This is a genomic window from uncultured Rhodoblastus sp., assembly GCF_903903185.1.
Classification (GTDB): Bacteria; Pseudomonadota; Alphaproteobacteria; order Rhizobiales; family Beijerinckiaceae; genus Rhodoblastus.
Window position 1 is genome coordinate 1 of the sequence record NZ_CAIUXT010000031.1, and the last position, 16637, is coordinate 16637.

Genomic DNA, 16637 nt, shown 5'->3' on the forward strand with positions numbered 1-16637 from the left:
GCTTCTTATTCAACCGCACATTCTTTTCCGAAAAGTCTGCACCTTTTCGGGATTGTGCTCTTGGCAAAAAAGCCATGTTTGCGCGCGATGGACGCCGCCGCCGGCAGGGGCTAGAGCATATCCCGCAAAAGTGGACGCCGGTTTTGCGAAAAGGATATGCGTTCTCAAAAGAATCCGGAGCTTACCCCGCTTCAAGTGAAGCGGGGTAAGCTACGGACGGCCCGCCACCACAGGGATGTCGACATGCGCGTGCTTGCCAGATTTGCCGAAATGAAGCGCCGAGCGGAAAAAATCGCCATGCTGACCGCCTATGACGCGCCGCAGGCGCGGGCGCAGGAGGAGGCCGGCATTGATGTGATTCTGGTCGGCGACAGCGTCGGCGTCAATATTCTGGGCTATGCCAGCGAGCGCGAGGTCACGCTCGACGACATGGCGCATCACACGCGCGCGGTGCGGCGCGGCGCGCCCGAGACTTTCGTCATCGGCGACCTGCCCTTCGCCACTTACGACACGCCGGAACAGGCGGTGGCCAGCGCCCGGGTCCTGCAACAGGCGGGCGCCGACGCGGTCAAGTTCGAGGGCGCCCATCCGGAAATCGTCCGCGCGCTTGATGGCGCCGGCATCCCGGTCTGCGGCCATCTCGGCTATGAGCCGCAGACAGGAGAACGGCGCGTCCACGGCAAGACCTTCGACGAAGCCGCGAAAATTTTCGCCGACGCCAAGGCGCTCGACGCGGCGGGCATCTTCATGCTGGTGCTGGAGCTTGCGCCCTTGGAACTGGCCGGCGCCGTGACCAAGGCCGTTCAAGCCGCGACCATCGGCATTGGCGCCGGACCGTCGACCGACGGCCAGGTGCTGGTCTTCCCCGACGTGCTCGGCTATGGCGAGAAGAACTTCCGCCACAACCGCCGCTATGCCGAGGTTGGAGAGATCATGCGGCGGGCGAGCCAGAGCTACAAGGCCGATGTGCGCGCGGTGGAATTCCCGACCAAGGCCAATTGCGCCGCCATGCCGCCGGAAGTCTGGGCGCGGTTTCAGGCGGAAGTATTGGGTGGAAGGGAGTGAGGCCTCCCCCCTCTCCACGTGTGCAGAGAAAGGCGGCGCGAACGGGTTTGTCCTGGCCTTCGAATGGCCCACTCACGCCGCCTTGTGCTTTTCCATCATCTCGACAAATCGCGCGAACAGGTAATGGCTGTCCTGCGGGCCGGGCGAGGCTTCGGGATGGTGCTGCACCGAAAAGGCCGGGCGGTCGGTCAGGGCGATGCCGCAATTCGAGCCATCGAATAATGACTTGTGCGTCTCGACGGCGTTGGCCGGCAGGCTGGCCGCATCGACCGCGAAACCATGGTTCATCGAGACGATTTCCACCTTGTGAGTGGTGAAATCCTGCACCGGATGATTGGCGCCGTGATGGCCCTGATGCATTTTGGTTGTCTGTGCGCCGACCGCGAGCGCCATCATCTGATGGCCAAGACAAATGCCAAAGGTTGGAATCCGCGCCTCCAGAATTTTCTGGATGGTCGGGACGGCGTATTTGCCTGTTTCCGCCGGGTCGCCGGGGCCGTTGGAGAGAAAAACGCCATCGGGCTTCTCGGCGAGAATTTCCTCGGCGCCGGTTGTCGCGGGCACCACCTTGACCGCGCAACCGGCCTCGGCGAGCAACCGCAAAATGTTGCGCTTGACGCCGAAATCCAGCGCCACCACCTTGAAACGCGGCGCCGGCTGGACCCCGAAGCCCTCGCCGAGCCGCCAGGTGGTCTCGCTCCAGCCATAGCTTTGAGCCGCCGTGACGCCCGGAACGAGGTCCATCCCGTCGATGCCCGGCCAGCCGGCGGCCTCGGCCTTGAGCGCTTCGAGATCGAATTTGCCGTCCAGCGCATAGGCGATGACCGCGTTGGGCATGCCCTTTTCGCGAATCAGCGCGGTGAGGGCGCGGGTGTCCACGCCATAAAGGCCGATCATGCCGCGCGCCTTGAGCCAGGCGTCGAGCCCTTTCTGCGCCCGGAAATTCGACGGCGCGGTCACGGGCGCCTGCACGATGACGCCGCGCGCGCCGAAAACCCGTTCGAATTCCACCGTTTCGACGTCTTCGTCGTTGACGCCGACATTGCCGATATGGGGAAAGGTGAAGGTGACGATCTGCCCGGCATAGGAGGGATCGGTAAGGATTTCCTGATATCCGGTCATCGCTGTGTTGAAACAGACTTCGCCGACCGCCTTGCCGGGCGCGCCAAAACCGAACCCTTCGATCGTCGTTCCATCGGCCATGACCAGCAAGGCGGTGTGAATAGGCGTTCGCCATCCGGCGGCTAAGACTTGATCCTGCATCGGCGGCGCTCTACATAACGGCAAACGAGAAGACGCCTCGAACGAAGCGCCTCGGACATCTGCATTTAAGGGGTCTCGTTTCGCGCGCAAGCTAGGCGCGCGGTTTCGCCCCGTCAACCCCGGCCAAAACCGGCAAAAAAAAGGAAAAAACCATGCTGCGCGAAAATTTCGCCTCCGAACTCAAGCTGGCAATGAAGGCCGGCGACCGCCGCCGGGTCGAGACGATCCGCATGATCAACGCCGCGCTGAAGGACCGCGATATCGAAGCGCGCGTCACGGCCAAGGAAATCGGCGACGAGGAAATTCTCGCGCTGTTGCAGAAACTGGTGAAAAGCCGTCAGGAATCGATGGAAATTTACCAAAACAACGCCCGCCCCGAACTGGCGGCGCAAGAGCGCGAGCAAATCGCGGTGATTTCCTCCTTCCTGCCGAAGCCGCTCGCCGAAGAGGAAGTCAAGACGGCGATTCATGCGGCCATTGTCGAAACCGGCGCCGCCTCGGTCAAGGACATGGGCAAGGTGATCGCGGCGTTGAAGGCGCAGCACTCCGGCAAGATGGATTTTTCGAAGGCCAGCGGGCTGGTGAAGGCCGAACTGGCGGGATAAGCGGGGGACTTCTCCCCCTCTCTGTTTTAACTGGGAGGGGGAGAAAAACGGGGCGACGGGAGCCACCATGAATCCGATAACCCCTTCGTCTCGCGAAACCGCTTCAGACAACATCACCCGGCGGATTCAGGAACTGGGAGATTGGCGAGGCGAGACCCTTGCCGTGGTCCGTCAACTCATCCACGATGCCTGCCCCGATATCGAGGAAGAGTGGAAATGGCGGGGAGTTCCCGTCTGGTCGCATGACGGCATGGTCTGCACCGGGGAAACCTACAAGCTGGCGGTCAAGCTCACCTTTGCGCGCGGCGCCGCCATCGAAGACCCCTCAAAACTCTTCAATTCGAGCCTGGAAGGGAACACGCGGCGCGCGATCGACCTCCACCAGGGCGAGAAGATCGACGACGCCGCTTTCAAGAACCTGATTCGCGCCGCCGTGGCGGCCAATGCCGCAGTGCGCGCTCAATGGGGGAAGAAGTAGCTCGGCGTTCAGGTCGTCGGCGGCTTGCTCAATAACGTCCGCCATGCGGCCGGATGGGCGTCCGAGCCGATGAGGCGCCTTTCGCGAAGGCAATCGACCTTCTGGCGCCCCGCTTCTCAATCCGCCTTGAATGCGCCTCATGCGGAGGCGCAGCCCTCTCCGCCGCCCTTTGTGTTCGCCGCATAGGGCGTCACTCGCGAAGCGCTATTCCGGCGACCAGCCGGCCATAATCGGCTTCCTTGCGGTGGGTCATGCGACGATATGAAAAGAACCGCGTCTCGTCGGCATAGGTGTCGAGGCGCAGATTCTCGAAAGAGCCAATTTGCGCCTGTTCGGCGCGTAAGGCGATAAAGCCCGGCAGATCGAACATGAAATGGCCCGCGCGCTCAGAGGGGCCGAAGAAATGCGCAAATCCTTTGTCCTCGGCCTCGAAACGCGCCAAAAACTCCGGTCCGACCTCATAGCTTGGCGCGGCGATGGTCGGACCCAGCGCCGCGCAAATATTTTGCCGGCGCGCGCCCAAAACCTCCATCGCCGCGACCAGCGCTTCGACCATGCCGGTCAAGGCGCCTTTCCAGCCGGCATGGGCGGCGCCGATCACGCCGGCGCGCCGGTCGGCGAACAGCAGCACGCCGCAATCGGCGCCGGTGACGCCAAGCGCCAGACCCGGCGTCGCCGTGACGAGGCCGTCGCAGCGCGGCCGCTCGCTTGAAGGCCAGGGCGCCGACACAATTTGCGCCTCGGCCGAGTGAACCTGATAGGGCACCAGAAAATTCTGCGCCGCCACCCCCAGCACACGCGCCATGCGGGCGCGGTTTTCCGCCACGGCGGCGGCATCGTCGTTCGAGCCGACCCCGCCATTGAGCGAGGCGTAGACGCCGCGCGACACGCCGCCGATGCGCGTGAAAAAGGCGTGGTTCACCTCCGCCAGCGCGGCGGCGCGGATCGCGGACGACTCAATGTCCTGCGTCATCAAGTCGTGCTGCGTCATGAAGTCGCATCGTCGCCGGCGAAACCCGGAATATCTTCGACGCCGCGCCGCGTCACCGCCAGAACCCTGAACAATTCGCCCATCTCGTTTTCGCCGGCGCCGGCAAGCCGCGCAAGAGCGAGATCGATCTGTTCGGCGACTTCTGGCTCGGCCTGGGCCTTCAGCGCCTCGGCGCGCTGCGCGATGCCGATTTGAATCAAGAAATCGCCCTGCCCGACCGGGCCGAACACCTTGGCGTTGGCGGCGCGGGCGGCGCGCGACAGCGCCGAGAAATCGACATGGGCGGTGATGTCCGCCTCGCCCGGTTCGGCGAGCACATCGACATAATCATGCGCCTTGACCGCCTGCAGGGTCTCGCCCAGCGTGGTGAGATCATAGCCGTAATCCACCGCCAGCAGCGCGCCGTTCTCTGTGACGATGCGCGCGGCGATGCGCGTCACCAGCCTTTGCGCGGCGGCGCCGATTTCGAGCACCGAGCCGTCCTCGGTCTTGACCTTGATATAGGGCTCGACCTCGGCGCTCAGGCCGAAGGTCAGGGCCCCCTCGGCGTCGAGGCCGACCAGCCTTTCGCGCCAGCCTTCCGGGCTGTTGACATAATGGCGCACCGGCAGCGCGTCGAAGAATTCATTGGCGAGGAAAATCGCCGGACCGGGCGGCACGTCCTCGACCGTCCGGCGCCAGTTCACCGGGCGCCCGCAGCCGGCCAGCGCGGCGCGCTGCTGCTCGACCTGAATATCGCTGGCCTCGACCAGTTCGACATGGATGGCGTCGAAAAATTCCGGCGCGGCTTTGGCGGCGCGCAGGGCGTCGGCCATCAGCGTGCCGCGGCCGGGCCCCAGTTCGACGAGATGCACAATTTCGGGCGCGCCGATCTGGCGCCAGACCTGCGCCGCCCACAGGCCGAGCAATTCGCCGAACATCTGCGAAATTTCGGGCGAGGTGATGAAATCGCCATCTACGCCGAAAGGATCGCGCGTGGTGTAATAGCCGAGCGTCGGATGGGTCAGCGCCAGCTCCATGAAACGCTCGAGCGAAATCGGCCCCTCAATGGCGATGATCTCGCGCAGTTCCGCGCCAAGCGTGTGATGGTGGGCTTCAGTCATTCGCCGCCTCCCTGGCCTTTGTCGCGCACCGCCGGATTGTTCCCGCGCCGGGATTTGCGCAATGAATTAAGGACCAAAACAAAACCGATCGCCGCCAGCGGCGCCGACAACGCCATTCCCATGGTGGCGCCTCCGAACAAAAAGCCGAGTTGCGGGTCCGGCTCGCGAAAGAATTCGCAGAAAATGCGCGCCAGACCATAAAGGCCGAGGAACAGGCCACAGGTCAATCCCGGCTGGCGAAAAGCGCCGCCGCGCACCGCGAAAAACAGGATCAGGCCGAGCGCCAGCCCCTCCAGCCCCGCCTCGTAAAGCTGGCTCGGATGGCGCGGCTCCGGACCGGCGCCGGGAAAGACCATCGCCCAGGGGACATCGGTCGGGCGGCCCCAAAGCTCCGGCTTGATGAAATTGGCGAGGCGCACCAGAAACAGGCCGATCGGCGCCACCGCGCAAGCCAGATCCGCGACGGTCAGGAACGGAATTTTCACCCGCTTCGAGAACAGCCAGGCCCCGAGCGCCGCTCCGGCGAGGCCGCCGTGGAAAGCCATGCCGCCCTTCCACAACACCGGGATTTCGAGCGGATTTTCGAGAAAGTAGCGCAGATTGTAGAACAATACATAGCCGATGCGCCCGCCCAGCACCGCGCCGAAGGCGACAAAAACCAGAAGATCGTCCAGGCTTTCAGCCGAGGGCCGGGGGACATCGCCCCACAGGCGGTCGCTGCGCACGAGGCGCGCCGCGATCCGCCAGCCCGCCGCCAGCGAGACGATATAGCCGAGCGCATACCAGCGGATCGGCAGGGGGCCGAGGTTGATCATCACCGGATCGATGACCGGAAAGTTCAGCAGAAAGATCGGCATGTCGCATTCCTGTCGCCGGCGCGCGGCCTGGCGTCCGGCGTAAACAAGCGCGCGCCCGCCGGCAAGAGCGCGATTTTTGCGTGCGAAACCGATATCGCTCATTTAATGCGACAAGATTCTTGCATTGACCCGCCCTCACGCCCATTTCAGGGCAAGCTGAAATCCCCCGGAGCCTATGAAAATGCCCTCCCCGCGCCCCCGCTTTTTCGACGACATGTCGCGCCTGTTCAACGATGCCGCCGGCGCAGCGCGCAGCCTCGGCAAGGAAGCCGAAGCGGCGATCAAGGCCCAGGTCGAACGGCTGCTTGCCGGCATGGATCTGGTCAAGAGCGAGGAATTCGAGGCGGTGCGCGACATGGCCGTGGCCGCGCGCAACGCCAATGACGAACTGGAGCGCCGCATCGCCGATCTTGAGGCGAAACTCGCCGCCCACGAGGCGAAGGGCTGATCTCCCCCGCTGGACAAGAAACATTCGTCAACGAGCGATTTGCCGGCTTTTGCCGGCCCTTCCCGGTTTTTTGCGGACCGGAGCGATTAGCTGTGGACGCGAGCCCGCATTGGATGGACGAATCCGCGTAAATCCCGCACCTTCGCAGCAGTCGCCGACAGGATTCCGTTGTCGACGAAATCTGCCTATAGTGGGTTGTCCGGGTGATTCGCCGATGCAGCGGCGTTGTTCGCCGGCTATCTCGAACAATGCACGTGTATTCGCCGCGTTCCCTTAAAACTGTTGCGCCCCGCGCGCTCAGGACCGATCGATGCTGCTTTCCGGAATTGAAATGAATGAGCGGGTGGAACACCCGGTCGACGTCGTCGAACGGCTGGCCAACCTGAAGGACTGGAGCTTCGACCGCGACGATCCCGATGAAATTTCGATCTGCGTCGCCGGCGGCTGGGCGGATTATAACATCGCCTTCACCTGGCTGGCGCAATGCGAGGCGCTGCATCTGGCCTGCGCTTTCGACCTGAAAGTTCCCGAGCGGCGGCGCGCCGAGGCCGCCAGTCTCGTCGCCAAAATCAACGAGCAATTATGGGTCGGCCATTTCGACGTCTGGTCGCGCGACGGTGTGGTGATGTTTCGCCACGCCATGCTGCTGGCCGGCGGCGCCCAGCCCAATGACGCGCAATGCGAGGCGATCATGGCCAATGCCCTGGAGGCCTGCGAACGCTATTATCAGGCGTTCCAGTTCGTCGTGTGGGCCGGCAAGACCACGGTGGAGGCGCTCGAAGGTGCGATGTTCGACACCCACGGCGAAGCCTGATGATGCCGGCCCCGGGCAAGCTCGCCCTCGTCGGCGCGGGCAAAATGGGCGCGGCGCTGCTCGGCGGCTGGCTGTCGGGAGGCTTTTCGCCGCGCGACATCGCGGTCTATGAGCCGCATCCTGGCGATTTTTTGCTAAATCTTGCCGCGGAACAGGGTTTTGCGCTCAATCCGCCGCCCGCGCCCGCCAGCGTCGTCGTGCTGGCGATCAAGCCGCAGATGCTCGAAGCGGCGGCGCCGGCGCTGGCGCCCTTGTTTGGCGCCCACAGCCTGCTGATCTCGATCCTCGCCGGCAAGACCATCGCCAATCTTTCCGCCCGCCTGCCTGCCGCAAGAATCGTGCGCGCCATGCCCAACACGCCGGCCTCGATCGGGCGCGGCATCACCGGCGCCTTCGCCGGCGAAAGGGTCACGGCGGCGCAGCGCGAAAGCGCGCAACGGCTGCTCGGCGGCGTCGGCGCGGTCGAGTGGGTGGCGTCGGAAAAGCTGATCGACGCGGTCACCGCCATTTCCGGCTCCGGCCCGGCCTATGTCTTCCTGCTGGTCGAAGCCCTGGCTCGGGCCGGAGCCGATCTGGGCCTGCCGCCGGATCTGGCCTTGCGGCTGGCCCGCGCCACGGTCGAGGGCTCGGGCGAATTGCTCTATCGCTCGCCGGAAACCCCGGCCGAGATTTTGCGCAAAAACGTCACCTCTCCTGGCGGCACGACCCAGGCAGCGCTCGACGTGCTGATGGCGGAGGAAGTCCTGCACGTCCTGATGGCGCGCGCCACGGCGGCGGCGGCCCGGCGGGCGGAAGAGCTTTCGGGCTGAAAATCGGCGCACGGCGCCGCGCAGAAAACACTCATCTTCGCTTGCCGCGACGCCTCGCCTGGTTCATCCTTGACGTCGAGCAAGCAGGAGCAAGCGATGAGCGAGGCGAAGAAAAGCGCGAAAGGGCCGCACAATCCCGGCGATTTGCGGGAGAAAATCGTCGATGCGCTGATGGGTCTGGCCGCCGAAAAACCCTGGGAAGAGATTTCGCTGAGCGATGTCGCCGACCGCGCCAATGTCCACCTTTCGCAGTTCCGCGACGCTTTTGCGTCCAAGGGCGCGATTTTGGGCGCCTTCGCGCGGCGCATCGACAAACAGGTGCTCGACGGGCAAACCAGCGATCTCGCCGACGAAAAAGCCAAGGACCGGCTGTTCGACGTGCTGATGCGGCGTTTCGACGCCATGACGCCCTACAAGCCGGCGCTCAAAAATATCGACGCCTGGGCGATGCACGATCCGGCCTCGCTGCCGCAGCTTAATCAGCTCACTGTCAATTCGCTGCGCTTCATGCTGGAGGCGGCGGGCCTCAACAGCGAAGGCCCGTTCGGCGCCCTGAAATTGCAGGGCCTCGCCCTGTCCTGGACTCGCGTGTTCCACGTCTGGCTCGCCGACGCCACGCCCGATCAGGCGCCGACCATGGCGGCGCTGGACAAGGAAATCGCGCGCGGCGAAAGCTTTGTCACCCGCGCGGAAGACGTAAGGCGCCGGCTGGAGCCGCTGGCGGCGCCGCTGCGGAATTTTGCCGAGAGGATTTTGGGCGGAGGGGGGCGGAAGTAGTTACAAGCAATAGACTACCCTGCCAAGAGAAACACACGATTTCGGTGGATCTCGGTGACGCTTGATCTCGGTGACGCTTTACCAAATCCCTTTTTTTTCGAAGAAATCGCCCCGTCTGCACCCTTCCGATGAGACACAAGGCCGCTCCTTCCCACCCGGAATTGCGGGGACAGGAAACGAATTGCGCCCCGGTCGCCGCGCCAATCCGTTCAAATCGCGACGGCGCAATTCGATCCAGTCCCCGAATTCCTGCCGCTCGCAGGTGGCAAGCCCCTTCACTCCGCCGCCAGACAACATTTCTTGTACTTTTTCCCGCTTCCGCAGGGGCACGGGTCGTTGCGGCCCACATTGCGGTTGGGGTTGGCGGCTGGCTGTTCCGGTTCGGCCTCCTCTCCTTCGTCGGCGTCGAAAACCGCCAATGCCTCCAGCGCGTCGTCGATCGGCTTCAGGCCGCGTTCCGCCAGATAGGCGCGGAGGTCCGGGGCGGCGCGGCTTTCGCGGAGATCCGCCTGAAAATCCTCGAAATACAGCATGTCGTTCTCGACCAGTCCCTGCCGGAAGGCGCGGGCGACCGAGGGCTCCAACTCGGCAAAGCCGAGCAAGGCGACGCAATTCTGCCACCCGTACCAGACCGGATCGCCCGACCTCGGCTTTAGCGTGTCGAAAAGTCCGGCCAGATAGACGCGGGCGTCTTCCAGCGGGATTTCGCCGCTCGCCGCCAACCAGGAAAAAGTCTCCAGCGCCGCGACCCGCGCCCAGGAGCACGCCGCCGGCGCCTCGATCAGGCCCTTCAAACTCGCGAGATCGCCGTCGTAAAGGCTGATGAGAATTTGCGACAGGGTCGCAGTGGTGGCGTCGCCGATCAGATCGTAAAGCGTGTCCTCGCCTTCCAGCGCCAGCGAGACCAAAGGCGCGAAAGCCGCCGTCTCGCGCTTTTCCGCCAGGAGATGCAGGCCGAAAAACACCGTTTCGGCGTTTTCCGGGGTGCGGTCGGCCCCGGAGGCGCAGGCCGCCAGACTAGCCAGCAACGGTTCGCGCGCCAAATCCCATTTCTGCCGCAGGGTCATGATCGCATCGAGCGGAAAAGTCTCCGCCCCGGCGAGATCGGCCAGAGCCATGGCGACGAGATTCATTTCGGTCTCCGTAAAGTTTCAAACCGGCACGCGCAGGCTGGCGCGCAAGCCGCCGAGCGGGCTGGTGGCCAGAAACACGTCGCCGCCATGGGCGCGAGCGATGTCGCGGGCGATGGCCAGTCCGAGGCCGGTGCCGCCCTCGTCCTGGTTGCGCGCCTTGTCGAGCCGGACAAAGGGCCGAAAAGCGTTTTCGCGCAAGTTCGGCGGGATGCCCGGCCCGTCGTCATCGACATGGATCAGCAGGAATTTCTGGTCGCACGAGCCTTCCAGCCGGATTTTGCGGCCATAGCGCAGGGCGTTGTTGAGCAGATTGGCGAGGCAGCGCTTGAACGCGTCGGGGCGCACCGTGGCGATGGGTTCGCCCGTATAGACCACCTCGGTTTCGTGGCCGAGCCGCTCGGATTCCTGACGCAGGGTTTCGAGCAGAACGGGAATGTCGCTCGGCGACGACGCCTCGCCGATGTCTCCGCGCGCAAAGGCCAGATAGGCTTCGAGCATGCGCTGCATTTCATCGACGTCGCCGGTCAGTTCCTCGACTTCCGCCTCATCGCCGAGCAAGGCCAGCGACAATTTGAACCTCGTCAGGATGGTGCGCAGATCGTGGCTGACGCCATTGAGCATGGTCGTGCGCTGGTCCATGGCCCGTTCGATACGGCGCTTCATTTCGAGAAAGGCATAGGCCGCGCGCCGCACTTCGCGCGCCCCGCGCGGCCGGAACTCGACCTCGCGGCCCTTGCCAAATTCCTCCGCCGCGTCGGCCAGCGCCAGAATCGGCCTGATCTGGTTGCGCAGGAACAAAATCGCGACGGCGATCAGCACCAGCGCGGTGCCGACCATCCAGACGATGAAAATATGGGTGTTGGAGGCATAGGCCTGGCCGCGATGGGCGACGACGCGCAAGATCGCGTCGCCCATGTCGATGCGCACCTCGATGAAATCGGACTGCCCGACGGTGTCAATCCAGAACGGCAGACGGATCTGGCGCTCGATCTCGCTCGACATGGCGCGGTCGACCAGCGAGAAAAACGGTTTTGGCAGGGCCGGCGGCAGCGGCCCGGCGGGCAGGATTTCCGCTTCGAGATTGAGCCGCTGGCGGGCGATGGCCTCGAGTCTGGCGCTGTCGGGGTCGAGCGCGCCGAAATCGCGGTGGATGTCGATCAGCGCGCCAATGTCCTGCGTCACCGCGCTGGACAGGCGAAAGGTCACCAATTGCCAATGGCGCTCCATGAACACCAGCGCGATCGCCGATTGCAAAATGACCATCGGCACGATGACGATCAGCAATGAGCGGGCGTAAAGCCCCTTGGGCATGACGCCGGCCAGCGTCCGCGAAAAACCGATCCACAGCCGGCGAGCGAGGGAAAAAGCCTGCCCGAAACGGGAGACCAGCGCCGCCGACGCCTGATTCATCGCTCGATCGCCAGTTTGTAGCCGAGGCCGCGCACGGTTTGCAGATGCAGCGGGTTGGCCGGATCGGCCTCGATCTTGCGCCGCAGACGGTTGACCTGGACGTCGACGGTGCGCTCGTTGGCCGCGCCGCCGCCGCCGCCCAAAGCCTCGCGCGAAACGGTTTCGCCGGGAATTTCGACGAGAATGCGCAGCATGTCGCGTTCGCGCTCGGTGATGCGGATGACCTCGTCGCCCTGCCGCAATTCGCCGCGATCGGGATCGAACAGGAAATCGCCGAAACGCACGGCGTTCTGGCCGGGCGCGCCCGGCGCCGGCAGGCGCGGCGCCGAACGGCGCAGAATCGAGGCGACGCGAAGCGCCAGTTCGCGCGGATCGAAAGGTTTGGAGAGGTAATCGTCGGCGCCGGCCTCAAGCCCCCGGACCCGGTCCTCGGTCTCGGCGCGGGCGGTCAGCATCAGGATCGGCGCCTCGGCGAAGGGCGAATTTTCGGCGCGGATGCGCGCCGCGAACTCATAGCCGCTCTGGCCCGGCATCATCACGTCGAGAATGATCAGGTCGAAATGCAGGCCTTGCATCCGGGCATGGGCGTCCTCGGCCGAGACCGCCGCCGTGACGCGAAAGCCCTCGCCCTGCAGGAAGCGCGTGAGCAATTGGCGGATGCGCCGGTCGTCGTCGACGATCAGCAGATGCATGGCGTCGTCGGCCGGCGCTGCGGCTTCTTCCTCGGTCACGAGGCGCCTCCGGGCATTTCTTCCCACACTTCTTGAGAAGCCGCTTGAGCGGTTCCGCGGGGGGCGTCCTGCGCCGGCGGATCGCAAACGGCGGCAAGAAAGGCCGCGGCCTGCGCGCGCGCGCCTTCGGGCAGGCTGTCGAGCGCCCGGGCGAAACGCCGCGTCTGCAACTGCGCCAGTTCGAGCGCCAGCGCGCGGCCCTTGTTGGTGGGAAACAGCAGGCGTTGGCGCCGGTCGCAGACGCCGGGCCGTTGTTCGAGATAAAGCTGATCGAGCAGGTCTTTCAGCACGCGAGACAGGCTTTGCTTGGTGATTTTGAGCAGGTCCAGCAGTTCGGCGACCGCAAGGCCGGGGCGGCGATCGACGAAATAGAGCACGCGATGATGGGCGCGGCCGAAATTATAACGCAGCAACAGCCGGTCCGCATCGCCGATGAAATCGCGATAGGCGAAAAAGAACAGTTCGATCAGGTCGAACATCGGTTGTTGCTGGCCGGCGGGCAGAACTTCGCGCCACGCGCCGGCATCGCGCGAATCGGGGCGCGGCGGCTCCACCTTGCCGTGGAAAGCGTCTTCCATGTCGACGCCTCAAATTCCTTCCCGGCGCAATTACCGACGGATTATGTCAGTTCTATTGACATATTTCAGGTCGATTGCTAGTCGTCAAGCCCGATACGGCGTGCGAAAATGCCGATCGGATCTCCGGGCAGATTTTCGTGCTTCGGCGCAAAACCCAAGGGAAATCGCGGTTTTGGCGATGCGCCGGTCCCCGGAAAGTCCCTAAAGCCGTTCTAAGAGGAGCTTTGCGATGTCTGTCCTGCCTTTCAACCTGCGCGACGGGTTCATCTGGATGGATGGCGCGCTGGTTCCATGGCAGGACGCCAAACTCCATGTGCTGTCGCATGGCCTGCACTATGCTTCCTGCTGTTTCGAGGGCGAGCGCGCCTATGGCGGCGTGATCTTCAAGTCGCGCGAACATTCCGAGCGTTTCAAGAATTCAGCCCATATGCTCGATTTCGACATCCCCTGGTCGGTCGAGGAACTCGACGCCGCCAAGGCGCAGGTGGTGGAGAAAAACGGCTTTGAAAATTGCTACGTCCGCCCGGTCGCCTGGCGCGGTTCGGAAATGATGGCGGTGGCGGCGCAGCACGCCACGATCCATGTCGTGATCGCCGCCTGGGAATGGCCGTCGATGTTCGACATCGAGACCAAGATGAAGGGCGTCCGGCTCGACATCGCCGAATACCGCCGCCCCGATCCGCTGACCGCGCCCTGCCATTCCAAGGCCGCCGGCCTCTACATGATCTGCACGATCTCCAAGCATCGCGCCGAGCGGCGCGGCTATGCCGATGCGATGATGCTCGACTGGCAAGGCCGCGTCGCCGAATGCACTGGCGCCAATATCCTGTTCACCAGGGACGGCGCGATCCACACGCCGCTTGCCGATTGTTTTCTCAACGGCATCACCCGCCAGACGGTGATCGGGCTCGCCAAGGCGCGCGGCATCGAGGTCGTCGAGCGGCGCATCATGCCCGAGGAACTGGCCGGTTTCGAGGAATGTTTCATCTGCGGCACTGGAGCCGAGGTCACGCCGGTTTCGGAAATCGGCCCCTACCATTTCGCACCGGGCGCCATTTCGCGCGTGCTGATCGAGGATTACGCCAGGGCCGTTCTGCCGAAGAAGGCGGCGGCTTGATCCTGTCGAACCTGTTCGAGATTCTGGTCCGCGCCAGTGCTGCCGTGGGCGCCCGAAACGCCAACGGCGCCAACCTGCGGCAAGCGAATCCGGTCCGGCTAAAGCAGGCGAGCGACGCGCCAATCACATAGCGTTTGGATTACGACATTATGTCAAATAGATAGCGAAATAAATCGTGGACGGCCTAGCTCAAATCGGCGTGCTATTATCTTAATTCGATTATTTTTATTGATTTTTGCCGATGAATTAAATATTTTTGAGATGTATAGAAACAGCTTTGGCCTCGCCGTGGAGGGTGGGCGTTTTTATACTTTTATTTCAAGTCGTTGGCTTTGCCCGACTTGTCCGCTACGAATCTTAGGGGGGTAGGTTTATGCAATCCAAACCAAGATTGAACGGGGTCCGATTGATCGGAACCTTATTGGCCAGTTCGGCGCTGGCCATTTGCGCCGGCAAGGCCCAGGCGACAAACTACACCCTCAATCTCTCCGGAGATCCCGCGAATTTCACACAATATTCGATTCCCGCCTTCGGCTATATCTTCGATGTGCATTACCTGACTTTGACGGGATTGGACCCGGACAACGCCATCACCGTCAGTCAGGGCGACACCATCGATTCGACGGTTACGTTGACGAGCGCCTATACGATCCCGCAATCCGTCGTGCGCACCGATATTCTTCAATATTTGACGGGAAGTGCGTTCCCTCTGGATGGCACCGGAGTCGATGGGACCTTCATATTCTACCTGGGCGGTACGGCGGTCAATACATTCAGCTACAGCAGTTCGACATCGGGTCAGCTGGCGAGCTTCGCGGCGGTGTTTCCCCCGAACAACGGAGCGTTCACCTTCGACTCGTTCACCAATGATTTCACCATAAATACGCTTCCGAATCCGGCGACCCTGGACGGCTCGGCGTTCGCTTACGCCCTAGTTTCCAACGCCGTTCCCGAGCCTTCGACCTGGGCGATGATGCTCGCGGGCTTCGCCGGACTCGGCTTCGTCGGTTATCGCCGCAACAAGGCGGCGACCCTCGCCGCCTGATCGGCTCTTGCCCTAGCCCATCGGCCTTTGCTTTGGACTTGTCGCAAGCAAAGGCTTTGACTCCGGCGTCAGCCGGCGCCGCTCCGGGCGGAAGAGCCGCCATCGGTCTTTTTCAAAAGGGCTGGACAATATTCCGGATATTGAAAACGTCGCGCGCGCGGCCAGATAAAAGCTCAAACGGATTTGAAAAAGGGCGCCGCGAGGCGCCCTTCTCCATTTTCGTCAGTCGTGCTGCAACGGCCTCTGCAAGGTTTCCAGAACCTGATCGACCGAAAAGCTCGCGGATTTCTGCCGGGGCGGGAAATCCTTGAAACTCCCCAAAAACTGGCCGACATAGGTTTGCGCCGGAATCAGCATGAAGGCGTGATCGAGCAGCCAGTCGTAATAGGTGTTCGACGTGACGTCGGCGCGCTCATAGGGGTCGAGACGCAGATTGAAGATTTTCGGCACCCGAAGCTGGGTGAAGGGTTCCGCCCATACCTTTAGCGTGCCCTCGGCCCTTTGTTCAGCGAAGACGAACTTCCAGTTGTCGTAACGCATCCCGGTCAGGTCTCCGTCGTCGGAGAAATAGAAGAACTCCTTGCGCGGACTCGCCTTCACCTCGCCGGTGAAGTAAGGCAACTGGTTATAGCCGTCGAGATGGACCTTGAAGGTCCTGTCGCCCGCCTTGTAGCCGGTCAGCAGCTTCTCCTTGATGTCGGGCGCGCCGGCAGCCGCGAGCAGCGTCGGCAGCCAGTCGAGATGCGAAACGACGCCGTTGGCGACGCCACCCGGCTTGATGTGGCCGGGCCAGCGCACCATCGCCGGCACGCGATAGGCGCCTTCCCAGTTCGAGTTCTTCTCGTTGCGGAACGGCGTCATCGCCGCATCCGGCCAGGAATTCATGTGCGGGCCGTTGTCGGTGGAATAGAAGACGATGGTGTTGTCCTCGATGCCGAGCTTCTTGATCGCATCGAGCACGGTTCCGACATTCTTGTCGTGATCGATCATCACATCGGCATAGGGGCCGATCCAGCGCCCGGCCTGGCCGATGCTTTCAGGCTTGGGGTGCGTGCGGAAATGCATGTGGGTGAAATTGACCCACAGGAACACCGGCTTCTTCGCCTTCACCTGCTTGTCGAGGAATTCGACCGAGCGGTCGGCGATGTCGTCGTCGATGGTCTCCATCCGCTTTTTGGTCAGCGGGCCGGTGTCCTCGATCTTCTGCCCGCCATCGGGCAGAGCATAGCTGTGGATCACGCCGCGCGGGCCGAAATTCTTGCGGAAATTGGGAAATTCCGGATCGTTGGGCTTGGGATAATCGGGAAGTTCGGGCTCTTCCTCGGCGTTCAGAGGATAGAGATTGCCGTAGAATTCGTCGAAGCCGTGGGCGGTGGGGAGCATTTCGTCCTTGTCGCCGAGATGGTTCTTGCC

20 protein-coding genes are annotated in these 16637 nt (G+C 63.2%); 11 read left to right on the top strand and 9 right to left on the bottom strand.

Going from position 1 to position 16637, the window contains the following annotated elements:
* A partial coding sequence (locus QZY01_RS02615) for a hypothetical protein (RefSeq protein ID WP_294532973.1) occupies positions 1-209 on the top strand: 209 nt, incomplete at its 5' end.
* Positions 210-243: 34 nt separating this feature from the next.
* Positions 244-1065: a 3-methyl-2-oxobutanoate hydroxymethyltransferase gene (gene panB, locus QZY01_RS02620; protein WP_294532976.1), complete on the top strand. Its 822-nt coding sequence runs from the start codon at positions 244-246 to the stop codon at positions 1063-1065.
* Positions 1066-1137: 72 nt separating this feature from the next.
* Here the strand turns inward: panB and carA are convergent, their stop codons facing one another.
* A complete protein-coding gene (gene carA / locus QZY01_RS02625; RefSeq protein ID WP_294532977.1) occupies positions 1138-2328 on the bottom strand; it encodes a glutamine-hydrolyzing carbamoyl-phosphate synthase small subunit in 1191 nt (396 codons plus the stop codon).
* 152 nt (positions 2329-2480) lie between these two features.
* On the opposite strand from carA, the gene QZY01_RS02630 reads away from it, so the two are divergent.
* Together QZY01_RS02630 and QZY01_RS02635 are read left to right on the top strand one after the other, a co-directional pair.
* Positions 2481-2933, top strand: a complete 453-nt coding sequence (locus QZY01_RS02630) for a GatB/YqeY domain-containing protein (RefSeq protein ID WP_294532979.1) — start codon at positions 2481-2483, stop codon at positions 2931-2933.
* Between the two features lie 67 nt (positions 2934-3000).
* A complete protein-coding gene (locus tag QZY01_RS02635; RefSeq protein WP_294532982.1) occupies positions 3001-3411 on the top strand; it encodes a DUF1801 domain-containing protein in 411 nt (136 codons plus the stop codon).
* 190 nt (positions 3412-3601) lie between these two features.
* Here QZY01_RS02635 and pgeF read toward each other — a convergent pair whose 3' ends face one another.
* Genes pgeF through lgt form a run of 3 tightly spaced genes read right to left on the bottom strand, consistent with a single transcriptional unit; the run spans position 3602 to position 6362 of the window.
* Positions 3602-4402 carry a peptidoglycan editing factor PgeF gene (gene pgeF, locus QZY01_RS02640; protein WP_294532984.1) on the bottom strand — a complete coding sequence of 267 codons (801 nt, stop codon included), beginning with the start codon at positions 4400-4402 and terminating at the stop codon, positions 3602-3604.
* A complete protein-coding gene (locus tag QZY01_RS02645; RefSeq protein WP_294532986.1) occupies positions 4399-5505 on the bottom strand; it encodes an SAM-dependent methyltransferase in 1107 nt (368 codons plus the stop codon). The genes pgeF and QZY01_RS02645 overlap by 4 nt, the downstream gene beginning before the upstream one ends.
* Positions 5502-6362, bottom strand: coding sequence for a prolipoprotein diacylglyceryl transferase (gene lgt, locus QZY01_RS02650; protein ID WP_294532989.1), 861 nt, complete (start codon positions 6360-6362; stop codon positions 5502-5504). Before lgt ends, QZY01_RS02645 begins: the two co-directional genes overlap by 4 nt.
* A 181-nt stretch (positions 6363-6543) precedes the next feature.
* On the opposite strand from lgt, the gene QZY01_RS02655 reads away from it, so the two are divergent.
* The 4 genes from QZY01_RS02655 to QZY01_RS02670 all read left to right on the top strand — a co-directional run bounded on the left by QZY01_RS02655 (position 6544) and on the right by QZY01_RS02670 (position 9210).
* Complete coding sequence (locus tag QZY01_RS02655) at positions 6544-6810, top strand: accessory factor UbiK family protein (RefSeq protein ID WP_294532991.1); 267 nt, start codon at positions 6544-6546, stop codon at positions 6808-6810.
* Between the two features lie 310 nt (positions 6811-7120).
* Positions 7121-7624 (top strand): YbjN domain-containing protein, encoded by a 504-nt coding sequence (locus QZY01_RS02660; RefSeq protein WP_294532994.1) that lies wholly within the window; start codon positions 7121-7123, stop codon positions 7622-7624.
* A complete protein-coding gene (gene proC, locus QZY01_RS02665) occupies positions 7624-8433 on the top strand; it encodes a pyrroline-5-carboxylate reductase (RefSeq protein WP_294532996.1) in 810 nt (269 codons plus the stop codon). The genes QZY01_RS02660 and proC overlap by 1 nt, the downstream gene beginning before the upstream one ends.
* 96 nt (positions 8434-8529) lie before the next feature.
* Positions 8530-9210, top strand: coding sequence for a TetR/AcrR family transcriptional regulator (locus QZY01_RS02670; RefSeq protein WP_294532999.1), 681 nt, complete (start codon positions 8530-8532; stop codon positions 9208-9210).
* 275 nt (positions 9211-9485) lie between these two features.
* Here the strand turns inward: QZY01_RS02670 and QZY01_RS02675 are convergent, their stop codons facing one another.
* From QZY01_RS02675 to QZY01_RS02690, 4 genes are read right to left on the bottom strand one after another with little or no spacing between them, the layout of a single operon-like run.
* Positions 9486-10343, bottom strand: coding sequence for a DUF1186 domain-containing protein (locus QZY01_RS02675; RefSeq protein ID WP_294533001.1), 858 nt, complete (start codon positions 10341-10343; stop codon positions 9486-9488).
* Positions 10344-10361: 18 nt separating this feature from the next.
* A complete protein-coding gene (locus QZY01_RS02680; RefSeq protein WP_294533004.1) occupies positions 10362-11753 on the bottom strand; it encodes an ATP-binding protein in 1392 nt (463 codons plus the stop codon).
* The gene (locus QZY01_RS02685) at positions 11750-12445 is read right to left on the bottom strand and encodes a response regulator transcription factor (RefSeq protein ID WP_294533018.1); all 696 of its coding nucleotides are present in this window, start codon (positions 12443-12445) and stop codon (positions 11750-11752) included. The genes QZY01_RS02680 and QZY01_RS02685 overlap by 4 nt, the downstream gene beginning before the upstream one ends.
* A 35-nt stretch (positions 12446-12480) precedes the next feature.
* Positions 12481-12963, bottom strand: coding sequence for a MarR family transcriptional regulator (locus QZY01_RS02690; RefSeq protein WP_294533021.1), 483 nt, complete (start codon positions 12961-12963; stop codon positions 12481-12483).
* A 328-nt stretch (positions 12964-13291) separates the two neighbouring features.
* Between QZY01_RS02690 and QZY01_RS02695 the strand changes: the two genes are divergently transcribed.
* From QZY01_RS02695 to QZY01_RS02705, 3 genes are all read left to right on the top strand, one after another.
* The gene (locus QZY01_RS02695; protein WP_294533007.1) at positions 13292-14179 is read left to right on the top strand and encodes a branched-chain amino acid aminotransferase; all 888 of its coding nucleotides are present in this window, start codon (positions 13292-13294) and stop codon (positions 14177-14179) included.
* Positions 14176-14310 (top strand): hypothetical protein, encoded by a 135-nt coding sequence (locus QZY01_RS02700; protein WP_294533010.1) that lies wholly within the window; start codon positions 14176-14178, stop codon positions 14308-14310. Before QZY01_RS02695 ends, QZY01_RS02700 begins: the two co-directional genes overlap by 4 nt.
* Positions 14311-14585: 275 nt before the next feature.
* A complete protein-coding gene (locus QZY01_RS02705; RefSeq protein WP_294533013.1) occupies positions 14586-15224 on the top strand; it encodes a PEP-CTERM sorting domain-containing protein in 639 nt (212 codons plus the stop codon).
* Between the two features lie 222 nt (positions 15225-15446).
* Here the strand turns inward: QZY01_RS02705 and QZY01_RS02710 are convergent.
* Positions 15447-16637 (bottom strand): sulfatase-like hydrolase/transferase (locus tag QZY01_RS02710; RefSeq protein ID WP_294533015.1); only part of this gene is annotated, 1191 nt, incomplete at its 5' end.